The sequence below is a fragment of the Alphaproteobacteria bacterium LSUCC0719 genome (genome assembly GCA_040839025.1).
Classification (GTDB): domain Bacteria; phylum Pseudomonadota; class Alphaproteobacteria; order Puniceispirillales; family Puniceispirillaceae; genus UBA8309.
Map to the genome: position 1 here is coordinate 1 of JBFPJN010000006.1, position 20,357 is coordinate 20,357.

The 20,357-nt window shown below is 60.8% G+C and carries 19 protein-coding genes; 11 read left to right on the forward strand and 8 right to left on the reverse strand.

The features are described from left to right. Window positions 1-103: 103 nt before the first annotated feature. Together AB3X55_11025 and uxuA are read right to left on the reverse strand one after the other, a co-directional pair. Complete coding sequence (locus tag AB3X55_11025; GenBank protein ID MEX0504117.1) at window positions 104-889, reverse strand: SDR family NAD(P)-dependent oxidoreductase; 786 nt, start codon at window positions 887-889, stop codon at window positions 104-106. A 14-nt stretch (window positions 890-903) separates the two neighbouring features. Next, the gene (gene uxuA, locus AB3X55_11030; protein ID MEX0504118.1) at window positions 904-2,085 is read right to left on the reverse strand and encodes a mannonate dehydratase; all 1,182 of its coding nucleotides are present in this window, start codon (window positions 2,083-2,085) and stop codon (window positions 904-906) included. 160 nt (window positions 2,086-2,245) lie between these two features. Here uxuA and AB3X55_11035 point away from each other — a divergent pair, with 160 nt between their 5' ends. Next, window positions 2,246-3,163, forward strand: a complete 918-nt coding sequence (locus AB3X55_11035) for an SMP-30/gluconolactonase/LRE family protein (GenBank protein MEX0504119.1) — start codon at window positions 2,246-2,248, stop codon at window positions 3,161-3,163. Between the two features lie 13 nt (window positions 3,164-3,176). Here the strand turns inward: AB3X55_11035 and clpB are convergent, their stop codons facing one another. Further along, complete coding sequence (gene clpB / locus AB3X55_11040) at window positions 3,177-5,828, reverse strand: ATP-dependent chaperone ClpB (GenBank protein MEX0504120.1); 2,652 nt, start codon at window positions 5,826-5,828, stop codon at window positions 3,177-3,179. Between the two features lie 281 nt (window positions 5,829-6,109). Between clpB and AB3X55_11045 the strand changes: the two genes are divergently transcribed. Genes AB3X55_11045 through AB3X55_11055 form a run of 3 tightly spaced genes read left to right on the forward strand, consistent with a single transcriptional unit; the run spans window position 6,110 to window position 8,798 of the window. After that, complete coding sequence (locus AB3X55_11045; protein MEX0504121.1) at window positions 6,110-7,429, forward strand: MFS transporter; 1,320 nt, start codon at window positions 6,110-6,112, stop codon at window positions 7,427-7,429. Continuing rightward, window positions 7,396-7,899, forward strand: coding sequence for a hypothetical protein (locus AB3X55_11050; protein MEX0504122.1), 504 nt, complete (start codon window positions 7,396-7,398; stop codon window positions 7,897-7,899). Before AB3X55_11045 ends, AB3X55_11050 begins: the two co-directional genes overlap by 34 nt. Then, window positions 7,896-8,798, forward strand: a complete 903-nt coding sequence (locus AB3X55_11055; protein ID MEX0504123.1) for a folate-binding protein YgfZ — start codon at window positions 7,896-7,898, stop codon at window positions 8,796-8,798. The genes AB3X55_11050 and AB3X55_11055 overlap by 4 nt, the downstream gene beginning before the upstream one ends. Before the next feature lie 6 nt (window positions 8,799-8,804). On the opposite strand, the gene AB3X55_11060 is transcribed toward AB3X55_11055, so the two are convergent. Continuing rightward, window positions 8,805-9,002: a DUF1192 domain-containing protein gene (locus AB3X55_11060; GenBank protein MEX0504124.1), complete on the reverse strand. Its 198-nt coding sequence runs from the start codon at window positions 9,000-9,002 to the stop codon at window positions 8,805-8,807. A 179-nt stretch (window positions 9,003-9,181) separates the two neighbouring features. Here AB3X55_11060 and AB3X55_11065 point away from each other — a divergent pair, with 179 nt between their 5' ends. From AB3X55_11065 to AB3X55_11080, 4 genes are all read left to right on the forward strand, one after another. Continuing rightward, window positions 9,182-9,745 carry a DUF1013 domain-containing protein gene (locus AB3X55_11065; GenBank protein MEX0504125.1) on the forward strand — a complete coding sequence of 188 codons (564 nt, stop codon included), beginning with the start codon at window positions 9,182-9,184 and terminating at the stop codon, window positions 9,743-9,745. A gap of 134 nt (window positions 9,746-9,879) precedes the next feature. Then, the gene (locus AB3X55_11070) at window positions 9,880-10,080 is read left to right on the forward strand and encodes a YdcH family protein (protein MEX0504126.1); all 201 of its coding nucleotides are present in this window, start codon (window positions 9,880-9,882) and stop codon (window positions 10,078-10,080) included. Window positions 10,081-10,100: 20 nt separating this feature from the next. Continuing rightward, complete coding sequence (purE, locus tag AB3X55_11075) at window positions 10,101-10,595, forward strand: 5-(carboxyamino)imidazole ribonucleotide mutase (GenBank protein ID MEX0504127.1); 495 nt, start codon at window positions 10,101-10,103, stop codon at window positions 10,593-10,595. Then, complete coding sequence (locus AB3X55_11080; GenBank protein MEX0504128.1) at window positions 10,592-11,674, forward strand: 5-(carboxyamino)imidazole ribonucleotide synthase; 1,083 nt, start codon at window positions 10,592-10,594, stop codon at window positions 11,672-11,674. Before purE ends, AB3X55_11080 begins: the two co-directional genes overlap by 4 nt. Here AB3X55_11080 and metA read toward each other — a convergent pair. After that, the gene (metA, locus tag AB3X55_11085) at window positions 11,647-12,600 is read right to left on the reverse strand and encodes a homoserine O-succinyltransferase (GenBank protein MEX0504129.1); all 954 of its coding nucleotides are present in this window, start codon (window positions 12,598-12,600) and stop codon (window positions 11,647-11,649) included. The two genes, AB3X55_11080 and metA, sit on opposite strands and share 28 nt — an antisense overlap. Window positions 12,601-12,756: 156 nt before the next feature. Next, window positions 12,757-13,437, reverse strand: a complete 681-nt coding sequence (locus AB3X55_11090) for a COQ9 family protein (GenBank protein ID MEX0504130.1) — start codon at window positions 13,435-13,437, stop codon at window positions 12,757-12,759. A gap of 244 nt (window positions 13,438-13,681) precedes the next feature. Here AB3X55_11090 and rpsU point away from each other — a divergent pair, with 244 nt between their 5' ends. The 3 genes from rpsU (at window position 13,682) to AB3X55_11105 (ending at window position 17,115) form a co-directional block, all read left to right on the forward strand. Further along, window positions 13,682-13,885, forward strand: coding sequence for a 30S ribosomal protein S21 (gene rpsU / locus AB3X55_11095; protein ID MEX0504131.1), 204 nt, complete (start codon window positions 13,682-13,684; stop codon window positions 13,883-13,885). Window positions 13,886-14,151: 266 nt separating this feature from the next. Continuing rightward, window positions 14,152-15,717, forward strand: a complete 1,566-nt coding sequence (locus AB3X55_11100; protein MEX0504132.1) for a Re/Si-specific NAD(P)(+) transhydrogenase subunit alpha — start codon at window positions 14,152-14,154, stop codon at window positions 15,715-15,717. A 21-nt stretch (window positions 15,718-15,738) separates the two neighbouring features. Beyond that, on the forward strand, window positions 15,739-17,115 hold the full coding sequence (locus tag AB3X55_11105; GenBank protein MEX0504133.1) for an NAD(P)(+) transhydrogenase (Re/Si-specific) subunit beta: 1,377 nt from the start codon (window positions 15,739-15,741) through the stop codon (window positions 17,113-17,115). Window positions 17,116-17,176: 61 nt separating this feature from the next. Here AB3X55_11105 and AB3X55_11110 read toward each other — a convergent pair whose 3' ends face one another. Then, window positions 17,177-18,574 carry an ABC1 kinase family protein gene (locus AB3X55_11110; GenBank protein ID MEX0504134.1) on the reverse strand — a complete coding sequence of 466 codons (1,398 nt, stop codon included), beginning with the start codon at window positions 18,572-18,574 and terminating at the stop codon, window positions 17,177-17,179. After that, entirely contained in the window at window positions 18,574-20,352 is a 1,779-nt protein-coding gene (locus AB3X55_11115; protein MEX0504135.1) for a M3 family oligoendopeptidase, read from the reverse strand. The genes AB3X55_11110 and AB3X55_11115 overlap by 1 nt, the downstream gene beginning before the upstream one ends. Window positions 20,353-20,357: the final 5 nt, after the last annotated feature.

The window sequence follows — 20,357 nt, forward strand, 5'->3', positions numbered from 1 at the left end:
GACACCAGCAGTGCTGCACATAAACTGTTGATATTGCTGATGTTCAGGTCAGTGATGGTGCATACAAGACGTAATCACGTTCTGCGACCACGTTGCCCTTGGATCAGACGCCGAGCTGCGCTGTCAGCCCCCCGTCAATCAGCATGTCACCCCCGGTGACAAACCCCGCCGCATCGGAACACAGATAGGCGATCAAGGCGCTGGTCTCGGCCGGTGTGCCAACGCGCCCCACCGGATGCGAGGCGCCAAACTCGGCGATCATGTCGTCAATCGACTTGCCGTCGGTGGCGAGTTCCCGCGCCGAGAATTCCAGCAGCGGCGTCCTGACCGATCCCGGGCTGATCGAATTCACCCGGATCCCGTCCTTTGCGCAATCCACCGCCATCGCGCGGGTCAGCGCATGTATGCCCCCCTTTGTGGTGGCATAGGCAAGAACATTGTTCTGGTTGGCATGTCCCTGCACCGAGGACACATGGACAATCGATGCCGCGCCAGCCGCCTTCATCAGCGGATACAGGAAATGGGATGTCAGATAACAGGATCGCAGATTGACCGCAATCGTGCGGTCCCATGCTTGCGGACTGGTGTCCTCCACCGACCCGTAGCTCTGGATTGCCGCCGCATTGACAAGCGCATGCAGCCTGTCTGTCTCGCCGGCGATATGCTGTGACCAGTCCCTGACCGACGCTTCATCGGCGACATCGACGTGATGCACCGTGACCGGCAATTCCTCTGCCGTGGCCATAGTGGCGGCGGCGGCGTTCAGGTCGGGGTCGATCCCGGCAAGAAAGACGCGCGCCCCGCAACGCGCCAGATGCAGCGCCGCATCAAGACCGATGCCACTGGTTCCGGTAACCGCCGCCACCTTGCCCGAAAAATCGATATGCATTACCTGGTCCCCCTCTAGAACGCCGACAGTGACGCCACCGCGCGGGCCACCCCCCGCAATTCGGCAAGCCCCTTCAGCCGGCCAATGGCGGAATAGCCGGGATTGGTCTGTTTCCCGATATCGTCAAGCAGCAGATGGCCGTGATCAGGGCGCATCGGGATCAGCGAATCCGCACGGCCCTCGGCCCGCCGGCGCGCCTCTTCACCAAGCAGAACCGAAATCAACGCCACCATATCAACACCGCCATCAAGATGGTCATCCTCGAGAAAGGCACCGGACGGCTCGATGGTGACATTGCGCAGATGCACGAAATGGATCCGCGCGGCAAAGTCGCGGGCCATCGCGATCACGTCATTGTCAGGGCGCGAGCCGAGCGACCCGGCACACAGCGTGATGCCATTGGCGGGCGACGGCACAGCGTCAAACACTGCGCTGTAGTCGGCCGCGGTCGATACCACGCGCGGCAGGCCGAAAATCGAAAAGGGCGGATCATCCGGATGCAGGCAGACCCGTGCGCCACATGCCTCGGCGGCTGGCGCAACCTGTTCCAGAAAGGCAATCAGATTGGCCTGGAGTTCGGCCGGACCAACACCGTCATATTCGGCAATCGCGGCGCGGATATCCTCGCGCCCATGCGACAGTTCGGATCCGGGAAGCCCGGCGATGATGGTGCTTTCAAGCCGCTGCCGGTCGGCCTCGTCCATCGCCGCGTAACGGGATTCGGCAGCCGCGACGATGGCGGCATCATAATCCGCCTCGGCGCCGGCACGGCGCAGAATGAACAGGTCATAGGCGGCGAATTCCACCGGATCGAAGCGAAGCGCCAGCCCCCCGCGACGCGTCGGGTGGCGCAGCTCGGTGCGCGTCCAGTCGACAACCGGCATGAAATTATAGCAGATGACATCCATGCCGGCGGCGGCGAGGTTCTGCATGCTCTCGATCCAGGCATCCATATGGCGCTGTGCATGTTCATTCCCGAGCTTGATCGCCGGATGTACGGGAATGCTCTCGACAACGGACCAGACAAGCCCGGCCTGTTCGATCAACGACTTTCGCGCCGCGATGTCGTGGGGCTGCCAGACCGCGCCGGGCGGCATGTCATGAAGCGCTGTTACCACACCGTCGGCGCCGGCCTGCCTGATATGCGAACATGTCACCGGATCATCCGGCCCGAACCACCGCCATGTCTCAAGCATGTGTCTGTCCCTTCCAAAAAGATCACAGTGCGACAGGACCGGACGCAGATCAATCCGCTTGTGGGGCTGTCGCCAGCGCATGGCGGGCCTTCACACAGTTTAAGGTGGAAAACAGGCCGGCAAACACCCATGCTGAAACTGTCCCCATGCTGAAACTGTCATGTCGAAAGGGTTGGATATGGAACCGGTCTGTGTTGCCCCGACAGGGGATATCTGCGGCGAGGCGGCGACCTGGGACGCGGCGCGGCACCGGCTGTACTGGTGCGACATCAACCGGTTTCTGCTGCATGTCCATGATCCGGCAACCACCACGACCCGCACCCATCAGTTCGACCAGCCCGTTGTCGCGCTGTCGCTGACCAACAGGCCGGACCGGCTTCTTGTGGCGCTTGGCGGGCAGTTGTGCCTGTTCGACCCGGACAGCGGCGCGCGCGAGGATGTGACACCGGTCCTGCCGGACTGGCCCGACCTGCGCTACAATGACGGGCGCAGCGACCCGAACGGCAATTTCTGGATTGGCACGATGGGCAACAATGTCGGCCCCGATGGCGAGGCGCTGCCAGTGCGTGACGGCATGGGGGCGCTGTATCGCTATGACGGGGGACCGGCACCAGAGGCCATCGAGACCGGAATCGGTATTCCAAATACCGTCTGCTGGTCCCCGGATCATCGGTATTTCTATTTCGGTGACACGCTGAAGAACGAGATCCGTGTCTATCCCTATGATGCCGACAGCGGCCGGATCGGCGACGGACAGCCCTTTTTCGCCGGTTTTGGGCGCGGCCTTCCCGACGGGTCGGCGATGGATTCCGAGGGCTGTCTGTGGAACTGCCGCTATGGCGGTGGCTGTATCGTGCGGGTGGCACCGGATGGCGGCATCGACCGGGTGATCGACATGCCGGTGAAGAACATCACCACCTGCACCTTCGGCGGGGCGGATCTGACAACACTCTATGTCACCACAGCGGCAGCCGACAAAGCGCCGACGGACCGGCTGGCCGGCAGCCTGTTCGCCATCGAAACAGGCGTGCGGGGCCTGCCGGAACACAGCTTTGCCACCGCAGGACTGATAGGGTGAGCGTTTCCGGTCTCTATGCCCGGCCGGCCGCATCGGCGGCATTGTCCGTCAGCGCGCCCTTGGCCTGACCAGCTTCATCCGGCGAGGCAAACCCGAAGATCAGCGCGTCGCCTGACGGGTCGACCCGCACCTCGACAAGGTCGCCATCACCGAACCGCCCTTCAAGAAGCGCCTCGGCAAGCGGGTTCTGCACCGCGCTCTGGATCACCCGCTGCAGCGGGCGGGCACCGAATTGCGAATCATAGCCGCGCGCCGCCAGCCACGCCGCCGCCTCATCATCAAGCCGCAGCGTCACCCCGCGGTCGGCAAGGCGGGCCTGAAGGCGGGCGAACTGGATAGTGACGATCGCCCCCATATGATGCGGTGACAGCCGGTGGAACAGCAGCACCTCGTCAAGCCGGTTCAGGAATTCCGGCCGGAAGGTGGAATGCACATCCGCCATCACCTGGTCGCGCGCGGCCTCGCTGTCCTCGTCATCACCAAGCGCCAGCAGATGATCGGCCCCGATATTCGAGGTCAGCAGGATGATGGTGTTGGCGAAATCGACACGCCGTCCCTGCCCGTCGGTCAGGTGGCCTTCGTCGAGAACCTGCAACAGGATGTTGAAGATTTCAGGATGCGCCTTTTCGATTTCGTCGAACAGCACCACCTGATAGGGGCGGCGACGAACCGCCTCGGTCAGGCTTCCACCTTCCTCATAGCCGACATAGCCCGGCGGCGCGCCGATCAGCCGTGCCACGGAATGTTTTTCCATATATTCCGACATGTCGATCCGCAGCACCGCATCATCCCTGTCGAACAGGAAGGCGGCGAGCGCCTTTGCCATCTCGGTCTTGCCGACGCCCGTCGGCCCCAGCATCAGGAAACTTCCCATCGGCTGGTTCGGGTCGGACAGGCCGGCACGTGACCGGCGGGTGGCGTTGGCGACCGCGCTGACAGCCTCTTCCTGGCCAATGATACGCCGGCCGATCTCGGCCTCCATTGCCAGCAGTTTCTCGCGCTCTCCCTCCAGCATCTTGTCGACCGGGATGCCGGTCCAGCTGCTGATGACAGCGGCGATCTGGGCGGCGGTCACCTCTTCATCGACGATGTCGGATTCCGACACCGCCGCCTTGGCGGCGGCAAGTTCCTGTTCAATGGCCGGGATGCGTGAATAGGCAAGCTCAGCCGCCTCTTCAAGCCGGCCTTCACGCTGCGCCACCTCCAAACTGTGCCGGGCGGCCTCCTGGTCCTGTTGCAGTCGGCCAACCTCGGCCATCTGGGCCTGCACATCATCCCATTCCGCCGTCAGGGTGGCCGATTTGGCTTCCAGCGTTTCCAGCTCCTCGGCGATGGCGTCCAGCCGCTTCTGCGCCGTGGCCTGGCTTTCCTTCTGCAACGCCGCCTGTTCGATCTTCAGCTGGATGATGGCACGGTCGGTGGCATCCAGCTCGGCAGGCTTGCTGTCGGACTGGATTCGCAGATGACTTGCCGCTTCATCCATCACATCGATGGCCTTGTCGGGAAGAAAGCGTTCGGAAATATAGCGGTGCGACAGCTTTGCCGCCACGATCAGCGCGTCGTCGGTGATCCGCACACCGTGGTGGAGTTCATATTTTTCCTTCAGACCACGAAGGACGAAAATCGTGTCTTCAACCGTCGGTTCATCGACAAATACAGGCTGGAAACGCCGCGTCAGCGCCGCGTCCTTTTCAACATATTGCCGGTATTCATCCAATGTTGTTGCCCCGATACACCGCAATTCGCCGCGCGCCAGTGCCGGTTTCAGCAGGTTCGAGGCATCCATCGCGCCGTCACTCTTGCCGGCACCGACAAGCTGGTGCATCTCGTCGATGAACAGGATCACCTCGCCATCGCGCGCCTGAACCTCCTTCAGCACGGCTTTCAGCCGTTCCTCGAATTCGCCGCGATATTTCGCCCCGGCGACAAGCGCGCCCATATCGAGTGACAGCAACGACTTGTCGGCAAGTGCCTGCGGCACGTCCCCATTGACGATCCGCTGGGCCAGCCCCTCGGCGATGGCGGTCTTGCCGACGCCGGGCTGGCCGATCAGCACCGGATTGTTCTTTGTGCGGCGGGCCAGGATCTGGATTGTCCGACGCACTTCGGCCTCGCGACCGATTACCGGGTCCAGCTTGCCGCGCCGCGCCGCGTCGGTGACATCGGTGGTGAATTTCGCCAACGCCTCGTAACTGTCCTCGGCGGCGTCGCTGTCGGCGGTGCGGCCCTTTCGCATGTCGGTGATGGCGGTCACCACACGACCGGCATCAATGCCGGCCTGGCCCAGGATGCGGCCAATGTCGCCCTTGCTCCGCGCCATTGCCAGCAACAGCGCATCAACCGCCAGAAAACTGTCGCCAAGTTTCTTTGATTCACCTTCCGCCTGCTGCAGGACACGCGCCAGATCCATATCAAGCTGCAGCTGGTCAGCGCCACTGCCGGTCACCGCCGGAATGGCACCTATCGCCTTGTCGAGGGCGGCCTGCAACGCGCCAAGGTCGCCGCCGGCACGACCAATCAGACTGCGAACAGTGACATTGTCATCCGCCAGCAGCGCACGCAGAAGATGCATCGCGGTGATTTTCTGATGATTGGCGGCCAGCGCGTCATTCTGCGCGGCCATCAACGCATTGCGGACAAGGGCGGTAAATTTATCGGTCTGCATGGCACTCTCCTTACCGGCCATTCTCACGCCCGGTCATCCCCACGGCAGCACGAGGCAGCCGCACCAGTCCAGACATAAATGGCCGTTTCACCCTCCCGGCAGCACTGTCTTTCGACATTTTTTATGGAAGGGACATCTTGTATGTGATTTAGTTATGATCAGGAGAGCGCCCGTTCAAGAGGGAACATGTCGATTGGACGGACGTCTGGAACCGGGTAAAGTCCGGCGAAACCTCAATCGCCGCTTGCCGTGCGCCCCGGCGGCATGGTGAAATCCTGCCCATGACCGATACCCCCGTCAATCCGCGCATTACAGCGCCTGAGGCCAGCGGCGTTTTACCCACCTCGACGCTGGATTTCATGCGGGTGGAATGGCGGCTGCTTCTGTTCGGCATGGCGATGGCGTTCTGTTCCTCGCTTGGCCAGACCTTCTTCATCTCGCTGTTCTCTGCCGAGATCCGGGGAGAACTTGGCCTGAGCCACGGTGCCTTTGGCACCTATTACGCCATTGGCACAACCGCCAGCGCGATCAGCCTTTTGTGGCTTGGCAAGCTTGCCGACACAATGCGGGTCGAAAAACTGGCACGGCTGGTGATCTGTTGCCTGTGCGCCAGCGCACTGCTGTTCAGCCAGATCAATTCTGTGGCAACCCTGATCATCGGGCTGTATCTGCTGCGGCTGTTTGGCCAGGGCATGACATCGCATGTCTACACAACAGCCATCGCGCGCCGCTATGTTGTGGCACGGGGGCGCGCCCTGTCGCTGGCCCAGCTTGGACTCAATGTCGCCGAATCCATCGGCCCGGCGTCAATTGTCGCGCTTCTCGTCATCCATGACTGGCGCACGCTCTGGCTATGCCTGCCGCTGGCGCCGCTGATCGCGCTCGTCCCCTTTGTCCGGCGGCTGACGCAGCGCACGCGCTATCAGGATGGTGCCGGTCTGGAAGGTATCAGGGCCGCCGCCGGGATTGATGACCGGCAGGATGCCGATATCGTGACCATTGACGGGGTGGCCCACTGGCGGCGGCGCGCCGTCATCCGGGACCGCCGGTTCTGGCTTGGCCTTGTCGGGTTGACGATGGTGCCGGCATTCAGTGTGACAGGGCTGCTGTTTCACCAGATCTACCTTGCCGAGCTGGCCGGCGTGTCGCTTGGCACATGGGCCGCCAACTATGTGATCTATGCGGCCTGTGTTGTTGCCGGAACATTGATCTCGGGCCAGCTTGTCGACCGGTTCACCGGTCGCCGGGTGGCGGCGCATCTGGTGTTTCCGACAGCATTGGCATGTCTGTCGCTATGGCTTGTCGATGGCGGGCTTGGCGTGCTGCTGTTCTTCATCTTCTTCGGCCTTGCCTCTGGCATGCCAACCACCGCCATTGCCGCCACCATGGCCGAGATGTACGGCACCCGATATCTTGGCGAGGTCAAGGCCATATTTCTGCCGCTTGGAGTGTTTAGTTCAGCTCTGTCGCCGATGGTCATGGGGATGCTGATTGATTCCGGTTACGGCATGGCCACCCTGATGATGCTGAATATCGGGCTGGCACTGCTGGCCCAGGCCGGCGCGACATGGATGCTGACGAAACCACCCACGGGACAATGATGATGCTTCGCCTTCTGGTCGCTCTTTCCATATTGTTGTCCGGCACTGCGACAGCTATGGCGGACATGTTCTGGGGCGGGACATGGTTTACCTGCGAGTTTGCGAAAAGCCAGGCACCACCTCATGATTCATGCGCCATGTTCGATGATGAGGGATTTCGCTTTTCGGATGGCCGCTTTACCTATGTCCGTATCACCGAGTCCGACGAGACAGCCTGCCGGGGTGAAAAGACGGGCCAGTGTTTCCGGCGCGACAGGCCGGCCATCACCATCCGCACAACGGATCGCGGACGGCTTGATCTGGGGCCGGACCGGATCAGGGTGAAATATCTGTTCTGTACCCAGACCTTCTATTTCAGGGACACCGAACATTATCGTGAAATCTGGCCAGACGAGAACCGTTGTTTTTGGGCCCGCAAGCGCCATTTCTACATTGCCCGCTACACAGGTGAGATTACGGAAACACCATGACAGTTTCAGCCCCCGTCCACGCCGCCGCCCTTGACGAGACGCGCCGCCTGATCCGTGTGGCCGGCGCAGAAGCCGAGGATTTCCTTCAATCGCTGGTCACGGCGAATGTCGAGACATTGCCGGTCGGTCAGTGCCGGCCCGGCGCGCTGTTGACGCCGCAGGGACGCATCCTTGCCGATATGATGATTCACCGGATGGCTGACGGCTTCATTCTGGAATGCGATTCCACACGTGCCGATGATCTATATACCAGACTGCGCCGCTATCGGCTGCGGCGGCCCATCGACCTTGCCAGCGAAGAGGGGCTGTGCCTGTGGGTTGGCTGGGGCACGGATCAGGCACCCGACGGCGCCCATATCGACCCCCGCCATGCCGATCTTGGCTGGCGCTGGATTGGACCGCAGAGCGAAATGCCACCATCCATTGACAGCAGCCTTGTTGCCCCGCTTGCAGAATGGCACGCCCGCCGGATCGCCGCCGGAGTGCCACAGGGGCCTGTTGATCTGGTGCCGGAACGGGCGCTGATGCTGGAAGCCGGGCTCGACAAGCTTGGTGCTGTCGATTTCGCAAAGGGGTGTTATGTCGGACAGGAAGTGACCGCCCGCACACATTACCGGGGGCTGGTCAAACGTCGGCTTGTGCCCCTGCGGATCGACGCGGCGGTTGGCGACAGCCTGTCAGGTGCCGCGATCACCCAAGGCCAGACAACCCTGGGCACGGTTCTCAGCCATGCTGACAGCGGCGACGGCACGGTCTGTCTTGCGGCACTGAAATTGTCCGACCTGCATCGTCTGACAGATGACGACAGTGATTTGCGCGTCACCGATGCGCCGGCGCATCTTGCCATCCCGGACTGGATGCTGCCCTTGCCACAGCCCGCGCGAACCGATGCCGGATAGCCTGCCCTAGCTTTTATCGCCAAAAAGTGCCGCAGCCGCCGCATTCACTGAACTCTTGCTGGCAAGAATCGCCTCTACCCTGGTGATTTCGGCCTTCATATTGTCGATATAGGCCTGCAGATCCTCGACATTCCAGCGTTCCATTTCAGGCCCGGCGCCAGCTGGTTTGCCGGCTGATCTAAGGGCCTCGAATTCATCTTCCATGGCATCCTCCCTGATGCGTGCCAAAATACCCGTGCTGCCAGCAGTATCGACTTTTTCACACCATGCCGCAAAGGCCTTTGCAAAACAGATGCTTCGGGCGTATAAGAAGGCTCTCCCGCTAGGTTAACGCGAACATGCGCCGGCCGGTCTTCCGGACGTGCAGCAGAAAGCAGGTAGTTATGACACAATTGCTCATGCCAAAGGCAACGGCCGTATGGCTGATTGACAATACAGGTCTGTCGTTCGACCAGATCGCCGATCTCTGCAGCCTTCACCCGCTGGAAGTGCAGTCGATCGCCGATGGCGAGACGGGCATCGGCATCCAGGGCTATGACCCGGTCCAGAATGGGCAGCTGACCAGTGACGAGATCGCGCGGTGCGAGGCGGACCCGTCGGCCAGACTTGTGCTTGCCGAATCCGACCTGCCAACACCGAGCCGTCGCACCAAGGGCCCACGCTATGTGCCGGTGGCGCGCCGCGGCGACAAGCCGGACGGCATTGCGTGGCTGGTCAAGCACCATCCAGAGTTGAAGGATTCGCAGATCGTCAAGCTGATTGGCACGACCAAGGAAACAATCACCAAGATCCGTGAACGCACACATTGGAACATCAGCAACATCTCGGCAAAGCATCCGGCGATGCTCGGTCTGTGCAAACAGACCGATCTTGACGCGGCCATCGAAAAGGCCGGCGGCACATCGCAGGTCGAGGAACAGGTTTCTGATATCAGCGAGCTGCCCTGACCCGATGCCCATACCGGCAGGGCGACTTGATCGCCCTGCCGGGTCGGGCATGATGGATGGCAGCTATCAGGATGCAAGGACCACTAACAGTTGGTCCGCGACAAGGGAAAGCAACTCCGGTGAGCAACGCCGAAATTGAAGAACAGCAGCAGCTTTATGCCCGCCTTCATGCGCTGGAAAGCGAACATCGCGACCTTGACGATGTGATCGAACAGCTGGCAGAAAAAAAGCCGTTTGATCAGCTGCAACTGCAGCGGCTGAAGAAACGCAAGCTGGTATTGAAAGACGAAATCACTCTGGTCCGCAGCCGGATTCTTCCTGACATCATTGCATAGTTCGAGACGAGGCTCCTCCCATGTCCACCACCAGTTCCCATCCCAAGGTCGTAGTCTGCATGGGAAGCCAGTCCGACTGGGACACGATGAAGGAAGCTGTGAACAGCCTCGACTCTCTTGGCGTGCCGCATGACGTGCGGATCATCTCGGCACACCGCACGCCTGACAGGCTTGCCGAATTCGCGCGTGGCGCGGCGGCGGCCGGAGTTGCCGTGATCATTGCCGGCGCCGGCGGCGCGGCGCATCTTCCCGGCATGCTGGCGGCCCATACGACACTTCCCGTTCTTGGCGTTCCGGTTGAATCAAAATCCCTGAAAGGCATGGATTCACTGTTGTCGATCGTACAGATGCCGGGCGGCATTCCGGTCGGAACTCTTGCCATCGGTGCGCCCGGAGCCCGCAATGCCGGCCTTCTGGCAGCACAGATCCTGGCACTTTCCGACCCTGATCTTGCGGCAAACCTTGCGGCTTTGCGACAGGCACAGACAGATTCGGTCGCCGAAACACCGTCATGACGGATCACAGCCGCAATTCCGGCACCGGCTGTATCGGCATTCTTGGTGGCGGCCAGCTTGGTCGCATGCTGGCCATCGCCGCCGCGCAGCTTGGTCTCCAGACACATGTTTTCGCACCGGATGCCGACACAAGCCCCGCCGGGCAGGTTGCCACGCTGACAACAAAGGCCGCCTATGATGATGTCGAGGCGTTGCGGCGGTTTGCAGACAGCGTCGACGCGGTCACCAGCGAATTTGAAAATGTGCCGGCCGCAACAATGGATGTGATCGGTGCCAGCTGTCTTGCCAGCCCGGGTGCAGCCGCGCTTCGCGCCGCCCAGCACAGGATTGCCGAAAAGACCCTTGCCACCGAACTTGGCATTCCCACTCCGCGATACTGGCAGATTCATACCCGGGAAGACCTGACGGCGGCGATGGAAACGCTGAATGGTCCGGCAATTCTGAAAACCTGTCGGCTTGGTTATGACGGCAAGGGACAGCGGCGGCTGAAGCCGGGAGATGATCTTGCAACGGCCCTTGCCGAGCTTGACAGCGATGATGCCATTCTCGAGGAGATGATTGCCTTTGACGGCGAGATCAGCGCCCTTCTGGCGCGCGACGCCACCGGCGCGATATGTCATTTTCCTGTCACCCAGAACCGGCACGAGAACGGCATTCTGGCCACATCCGTCGCCCCGGCCCCGATCATGCCGGCGCTGGCCACGGCAGCGCAGACATCCGCCGCAGCGCTGGCCAGCGCGGTTGATCTTGTCGGTCTGCTGGCAGTCGAATTCTTTGTCGACACCGATGGCAGGCTGTTATTCAACGAAATGGCACCGCGCCCGCACAATTCCTTTCACTGGACGATCGAAGGGTGTACAAGCAGCCAGTTCACACAGCTGGCGCGGGTTCTTGCCGGCATGGGGTTTGGCGCCACATCAGCCTATGGCCGGTGGCAGATGGAAAACATCCTTGGTCAGGATATGGGCCGCGTGCCAACATTGCTGAAAACCGAGGGCGCGCACCTTCATCTCTATGGCAAGCCCGAGGCCCGGACAGACCGCAAGATGGGTCACGTCACCAGACGCCTCGGCGACTGAGCCCCGTCATCTGATCCGGACAGTGATGACAGATCGAACGGCGTTGCCTGATACAGGTCATTGATCCAGTTATTCATCAGCAGAAACGCATAGGGCCGCCAGAAATTGACCGGCTCCGCCTCGGGATCGTCACCCGGGAAATAGCCATGCGGCAGGGCTGTCTGAAGCCCCTGTTCGCGGTCCCGCCAATATTCGGCACCAAGCGTGTCAGCGTCATATTCAAGATGGTTCAGAATGAACAGATCACCATTTGACGGGTCGCGCGCCAGCCCGATACCACAGGCCTTGCTCTCGCCAAGCACCTCGATGCCGGCGGCGTCCAGATCCGGCTTCCTGTTTTCGGTGTAGCGCGATACAGGCATCGGAAAGCTGTCGGTGAACCCGCGCATCAGCCGGCCCGGCACATGGTTGAGCTGATGTGTGAACACGCCGAACAGCTTGTCCCCGCAATCATGTTTCGGCACGCCGTGAAAATGGTAGAGAAGCGTCTGCGCGCCCCAGCAGATGCCAAGACGGCGGAAGCAATGTGTCTTTGACCAGTCGAGGATTTCTGTCAGCTCCGGCCAGTAGGCCACATCTTCAAACGGCAGCCGTTCGACAGGCGCGCCGGTAACAATCAGAGCGTCAAAATATTCATCGCGGACATCATCCAGCCGCCGATAGAAACGACGCAGATAGCCAGGCTCGGTATGACGCGGCGTATAGCTTGCCGTGGTCATCAGGGTCAGCTCGATCTGCAGCGGCGAATTGCCAAACAGCCGCGCAAACTGGATTTCCGTTTCCTGCTTTTTCGGCATCAGGTTCAGCAGCAACAGCCTCAGGGGCCGGATATCCTGCTGCAGCGCCTGTTTCTGCGCCATCACGTCGACCTGCTCGGCAAGCAGGTCTTCTAATGCTGGCAGATTGTCTGGTACCTTGATCGGCATTGGCGGGGTCCTGCTGGTTGCGGGTCCAGTTATCGGGGCGGGTCCGGTTGTTTGGGCAAATCCACCTGTCAGGGACGCGGTTATAGCTTAGCCACAGACCAAAAGGCCAGCCCCGAACTGCCGACACAGCTGGTCACGGGCACGAAAGACCGGATATCAGCGGCGCGCACGTCCGACAATCTGGAACATACCTTCGGCAAGTCGCTGGCCGGCGCTGAGCGCGCTGCGAAGCGGCGCACTGGCCTTGGGAAGGCGCGCCACATCCTGGAGCCGCCGATCAAGAAACCCTTCAATCGCCGTCCGATCACCGCTGGCATCCGCAATCCATGCAAGCAGGGTTGCGCTGTAGACAGCGGCGAGCGTGGCCCGCTTTGTGTAGAAGGAAATGTCGGTATCGCGTTGTCCGGCCGCACGCCACATGGCGTCGACAGTTGCATAGAGCGCGCGTGCCGAGGCCAGCGCATTGGCGGGCAAGGCCAGCAGTGTCAATCCACGACGCACCGCTTCCTTGTGGAGCGCCGCCTGGTCCAGGCGAATCAGGATCATCTCGCGAATCATCAGATGCACGCGGTCCGGTCGGTTCGGCATCACGGCAAAGGCCTCGACCATCGCGGCATCGGCGATCGCCGAATGCATCACCACCGCATCGACAGCGCCGCCGGGAAACAGGCGCGTCACGTCATCGGCGGGAAAACCGGCATCTGCGGCACCCGCCACCAGGGCCTCGTCGGTCCATCCGTCAAACGGCACATGCACCAGAGCCGCCGCGATAATCGCGGCAGCATCAGCGTTCACTGCGGTCATATGGTCGGTATTCCGGTCTTCTGCTTTGGTCATGGCTGTCCCCCGAAACATGGGCCAGAGCTGTCAATCATGTCCCCACAGGCAGAAATGATAGGCGATCTGGCGAATTTTTCCAGTAACAAACTGCCACAGACCGATTGCCGCACCTCGCTGTGAATGCTTGTTTATTCACGGTTCGGGCTTTACAGGCACGCCGAGTCTATGCTACGACCCCGCATCCAATGCAGGGACGACAGCTGTCCGTGCGTAAACCAACCTTTCGAAGGGTGTGATCGACGTGTACGTAACCGTACGAGACAACAATGTTGACCAGGCGCTCCGCGTGCTGAAGAAGAAGCTGCAGCGTGAAGGTGTGTTCCGCGAGATGAAGAATCGCCGGGCCTATGAAAAGCCATCCGAGCGCCGCGCCCGTGAAGCCGCCGAATCGACGCGCCGCGTCCGCAAGCTGATGCGCAAACGGATGGAGCGCGAAGGCTACTAGAGCCTGGCTGCATAGCCGACGCATGGCCGCCCTGAGATTCTCATGGCGGCTTTTTGCTTTTTTGGGGCTATGATGCGGATGTTGGCTTGGCAGACCCCGCAACCGTGGAGCCGTCGCAAGGTGCATTGGTGGGATTTGCATTATAGCGATTAGCGCAAAAATCCATTACCACCTTGGGCCTTGTTTTCAGACCAGATTTTCGGCCAAGCTGCAAAACAGACAGTCGGGTGCCAGACCCCCCGCACCCCAACAGATGGAAAGACATGATGAAGGTAGGATGCCCAAGGGAAATTCTTGATGGCGAAAAACGCGTCGCAATGACGCCTGACAGCGTTCGCCAGATCCAGAAACTCGGCTATGACTGCGCGATTGAATCAGGTGCCGGTGCTGCCGCTGGCTTTGCAGATGCAGCCTATGAAGAGGCTGGTGCCGAAGTGGTGAAAACCGCGGCAGCGCTGTGGAAGCAATCGGACATCGTGGTCAAGGTACGCGGCGTCGCTGCAAAAGAGGAAAGACATCTTCGTGCCGACCAGACGGTGATCAGCCTGCTGTGGCCGGCCCAGAACCCCGCTCTTCTCGATACCTTCAGCAAGGCTGGGGCCAACGCCGTCGCCATGGATATGGTGCCGCGGATCAGTCGCGCCCAGAAGATGGATGTATTGTCTTCGATGGCCAATATTGCCGGCTATCGTGCCGTTATCGAGGCCGGCAACCAGTTTGGTCGGTTCTTTACCGGCCAGATCACCGCCGCCGGCAAGGTGCCACCTGCCAAGGTTCTGGTTATCGGTGCCGGGGTTGCCGGGCTTGCCGCCATCGGCACCGCCGCCTCGCTTGGCGCCATCGTACGGGCCTTCGATGTTCGCCCGGAAGTTGCCGAGCAGATCGAATCGATGGGCGCTGAATTCCTGATGCTGGAATTCGAGGAGGACGGGTCGGGTGAAGGTGGATACGCCAAGCCTGCTTCGCCGGAATTCATTGAAAAGGAAATGGAGCTTTTCCGCGCGCAGGCGCCGGAGATCGACATCGTGATCACCACCGCGCTGATCCCGGGCCGCCCCGCCCCGAAATTATGGCCTGCCGAAATGGTCGCACTGATGAAACCGGGGTCGGTTGTTGTCGATCTGGCGGCGGAACAGGGCGGCAACTGCGATCTGACCGTGGCCGACGAGATTGTCACCTCACCGAATGGCGTGACAATCGTTGGCTATACCGATTTTCCAAGCCGGATGGCAGCGCAGAGTTCGACGCTCTATGCCACCAACATCCGCCATATGCTTGACGATCTGACCCCGGAAAAGGATGGCCAGATCACACTGAACATGGAGGATGATGTCATCCGCGGCGCGACCGCCGTGAAGGGTGGCGAGATCACCTATCCACCACCGGCCCCAAAGGTCCAGGCCATCGGCAAGGCCACGGCAGCCGAAAAGCCGGTTGAACTGACACCAGAGGAAAAAGCGGCGCGGGAAATGGCCGAGCATCGCCGCAAGGGGCGCAACCAGATCGGCATGCTGGCCATTGGCGGTGCGTTCATGATGCTTGTTGGGGCCTATGCGCCGGCCAGCTTCATGCAGCATTTCATTGTCTTTGCGCTGGCCTGTTTTGTCGGTTTTCAGGTGATCTGGAATGTCAGCCATGCGCTGCATACACCGCTGATGGCGGTAACCAACGCCATCTCGGGCATCATCATTCTTGGCGCGCTGTTGCAGATCGGGTCAAGCAACCAGATTGTGATGATCCTTGCCAGCATCTCGGTGCTGATCGCGACCATCAACATTGTTGGCGGTTTCATGGTGACACGTCGCATGCTGGCGATGTTCCAGAAAAGCTGACCGGCAGAAGGGTGAATTCAGATGAGTTTTAACATCGTTACGGCTGTCTATATTGCAGCCAGCGTTCTTTTCATCCTGTCGCTCGGTGGGCTGTCCAACCAGGAAAGCGCCAAGCGCGCCGTATGGTACGGGATCGTCGGGATGGGACTTGCTGTCGGTGCCACCATTTTTGGCCCACAGGTAACCCTGTCCGGGATGTTGCTGATGATGATTGCCGTTGGCTCGGTCATCGGCCTGGTTGTGGCGCAGCGGGTCGAGATGACCGGCATGCCCCAGCTTGTCGCCGCGCTGCACACCTTTGTCGGGCTGGCGGCTGTGTTCATCGGCATCAATTCCGACCTTGCGCCACCACAGGGGCTTGTCGGGGCCGAAAAGATCATTCACGAGGTCGAAATCTTCCTTGGCGTGTTCATTGGCGCGGTCACAACCACCGGTTCGGTTGTCGCCTTTGGCAAATTGTCGGGCTTTCTCGATGGCAAGCCGCTGACGCTTCCCGGACGAAACATCCTGAATCTGGTTGCGGTACTGGTCTGCGTCTGGCTTGGCGGCATGTATCTGAACCATGCCGGGCCGTGGACATTGTATCTGATGACCGCCATCGCGCTGGTCTTTGGCGCGCACCTGGTGCTGGCCATCGGCGGCGCTGACATGCCGGTCGTCGTTTCGATGCTGAATTCCTATTCCGGTTGGGCGGCGGCAGCGACAGGGTTCCTTCTTGGCAATGACCTGCTGATCGTTACCGGTGCGCTTGTCGGTGCCTCCGGAGCCATCCTGTCCTATATCATGTGCCGCGCCATGAACCGGAATTTCCTGTCGGTCATTCTTGGTGGCTGGGGAACAACCGTCAGCAGCAGCCAGGAAGTCGAGGGCGAGATGATTGCCACCGATGTGGCCAGCGTCGCAGCCGACCTTCAGGACGCCCAGGACATCATCATCGTGCCGGGTTACGGCATGGCGGTGGCACAGGCACAGGGTGCCGTATCCGAGATCACGCGGCGTCTGCGCGCACAGGGCAAGTCGGTGCGGTTTGCCATCCATCCCGTTGCCGGTCGCCTTCCCGGCCATATGAACGTGCTTCTTGCCGAGGCCAAGGTCCCCTATGACATCGTTCTGGAGATGGACGAGATCAATCCGGATTTCCCGAATGCCGACATGGTGATCATTCTTGGTGCCAACGATATCGTGAACCCGGCGGCCCAGGACGATCCGAACAGCCCGATTGCCGGCATGCCCGTTCTCGAGGTGTGGAAGGCACGGCAGGTGATCATTTCCAAACGCGGCCAGGGCCGTGGCTATTCGGGAATCGAAAACCCGCTGTTCTTCAAGGACAATTCGCGCATGCTCTATGGCGATGCCAAATCGTCGCTCGACCAGATCCTGACAAGTCTGGGAAGCTGACATCGTGCCCGGGCGCATGTCCGGGCCCTTTGCTCATTCCAGCTTGAACGGCAGGGCCGGATCAGGCGTCCTGATGCAACAAATTGTCGGGAATGCCGGCAACTGCCGCCGCCTCGCGTTGCCGCACGGCCAGCCTGTCACAATCGAAATCATCGATCAGGTCATGGAACAGATTGTGCCAGTTCACCTCGGCACCAAGATGCATGAATACCGACCCAAGCCCTACCGCCGCGCGGTCCATCAGCACAAACTCGCGTGGCGGACGGATGCCGCCGATGCGCTTCAGCTCGCCATGCACCTTGCCGGCAAGCTCTCGCCCGGCTGAACCGTTGCGAAGCGCCTGAATGGGTCGCACCTTGTCTTCCAGCAGTGGTGCGTAGATGAATTCAGCCCACATGTTGAGAACCTCGATGGCCTCCTTGTCCAGACCGTGGAAGCCCCAGCTTTCATAGGCATGAACCGCCAGTTCAGGGTCGGAATCGCGAAGTGCCCGATACAGGTCGATAACGCCGCCCACAAAGGCCGGGCGGAACAGCCTGATCGACCCGAAATCCATCAGATTGATCCTGTTGTCGGCATCAAGCGAGTAATTGCCAAGATGCGGATCACCATGGATCACACCATAGAAGTAGAATGGCACATACCAGACCCGGAACATGTTGCGGGCAATCTCGTTGCGCACCTCCTGCGACGGGTCGGTCTCCAGAAACGGCATGATCCGTGTGCCATCAAGCCAGCTCATCGCCATCAGGCGGTCGGTTGACAGCTCGGGCCGATAGACGGGAAGCCGCACCGTGTCCTCATTGGCAAGCATATGATGATACAGCGCCAGATTGGTCGCCTCGCGCCGGTAATCCAGCTCCTCGCGAAGACGTTCTGACAATTCGTCATAGATATCGGATGTGGAAATTGCGGAATCGTAACGCTCATACAGCTGGAACACCAGACGAAGCTGGCGCAGATCGGCGTCGATCGCCGATGCCATGTCAGGATATTGAAGCTTCATCGCCAGTTGATTGCCGTCAAGGTCGACAGCCCGGTGAACCTGGCCAAGTGATGCCGCCGACACCGCCTCGCGCGAGAATGACTGCAGCTTCTGCTGCCAGTCCGGACCAAGTTCGGCTGCCATGCGGCGGCGTGTGAACAGCCATCCCATCGCCGGCGCATCCGCCTGCAGGCTTGCCAGCTCTTCGGCATATTCCGGCGGCAGCGCATCAGGAATGGTTGATAGGATCTGCGCCACCTTCATGATCGGGCCTTTCAGCCCACCAAGCGCCTCGCGAAGATCAGCGGCATGTTTGGACCGGTCGATCTGCATGCCGAGATACCGTTCACCGGCCATCCGCGCGGCAAGTCCCGTCATCGTCGAGGTGACGCGGGCATAGCGCCGCAACCGGCCACCAACACGGCCCTGATCCCTGTTGTCGCGCCGTGGTGTCCGCTGGTCGGTATCGGCCATCAGGACAGCCCCTCCAGCTCGTCGATCATGCCGGAAATCATATCCAGCCCCATCGACCAGAAGGCCGGATCACGGGCATCCAGCCCGAACCGCCCCAGCGCCACATCGTAGCGTTCGGTTCCGCCAGCACATAAAAGATCACGGTAGCGGGTAACGAAATCAGCCGCCGTGCCGGCCTCGCGCTCGGACGTGTAGGTCTGCCACAGCGCGTTCACAAGACAGTCGCCGAACGCATAGGCATATACATAGAACGGCGTATGCACGAAATGTGGAACATATCCCCAGATCGGCCGGTAATCATCGCCTGTACGGACCGCCGGGCCAAGCGCCGCACGCTGTGTTTCCATCCAGATGTCGGATATCTCTTCGGCCGTCAACTCGGCGGTGCGCCGGGCCTCATGAAGCCTTGTCTCGAAATTGTGGAACGCCACCTGCCTGACAACGGTGTTCAGCATATCCTCGACCTTGCCAGCCAGCAGGCGACGCCGGACGCCGGTATCGCCGGCATTGTCGACAAGGCGCCGGAAGGTCAGCATCTCGGCAAATACGGATGCGGTTTCCGCAAGTGTCAGTGGCGTATCCGACATCAGATAGCCGCGATCGGCGGCAAGCCGCTGGTGAATGCCATGCCCCATTTCATGGGCCAGCGTCATCACATCGCGTGATTTGCCGGAAAAATTCATCAGGATATAGGGGTGTGCCGAGGGCGTTACCGGATGCGAAAAGGCACCGGAACTCTTGCCGGCGCGCGGCGCGGCGTCGATCCAGTTGCGTTCAAAGAACGGCGCGGCAAGGTCGGCCATATTGGGGTCGAAGCTGGCAAAGGAGTCCATGACCAGCCGCTCTGCCTCGTCCCAGGTGAAACTGCTGTCATCATCATCGGGAAGCGGCGCGTTGCGATCCCACCAGTCGATGGACTCGCCCCCCATCCATCCGGCCTTCAGCCGGTAATAGCGATGCGCCAGATCCGCGTTGCGCGAATCAACGGCGCTGACCAGCGCGTCAACCACTTCGTCATCGACATCATTGTCAAGGTTGCGCGATGCCACCGGACGTTTGAACCCCCGCCAGCGGTCCTCGATCTCCTTGTCCTTGGCGATGGTGTTGAGGACAAGCGACAACAATCGCTGATTTGCCTTCAATGTGGTCGACAACGAAGCGCCTGCCTCGCGCCGTTCATCGCCATCGGCACTTGCCAGTGAATTCAGGATCTCGGCCTCGGTCACCTCGGCGCCCTTGAATGGAAAGCGCAGCGAAGCGGCTGTTTCATCAAACAGCCTTACCCAGGCACCGCGACCTGTCGGCGCGCGTTCGGCAAGCATCCGTTCCATGTTGGCATCAAGCTGGTAGGGTGCCATCGCACGGACGCGGCGAAGCCACGGCATCCATGCCGCCACCGCCTCGGTCCTGCACAGCTCGTCGATATGCGCCTGTGGCAATGTCGCCAGTTCCAGTTCAACAAAAAGAAGTTCGGACCCGATTTCCGCACCGGCCTCGCGAATTGACTGGTGATGGCGTGCGATATCCGCGTCGGTGGTGTTGGCGGCGAATTGCAGCTGGGCATGGCTGGCCACCTTGCCGAGCGTCTCGAGGATGCGTTCATATTCGGCAATCAGCGCGGCAAGCTGGGGGCCATCCGCCTCACCAAGCCGCCCGCGCCAGTCGGCAGCAAGCGATTGTGCCGCCGCACGCGATTGTGCGATATCCGCGGCGATGGCGGCATCATCAATGTGGCTGTAGAGATCCGTAAGATCCCAGATTGGGCTGCTGTCGGGCATATGAA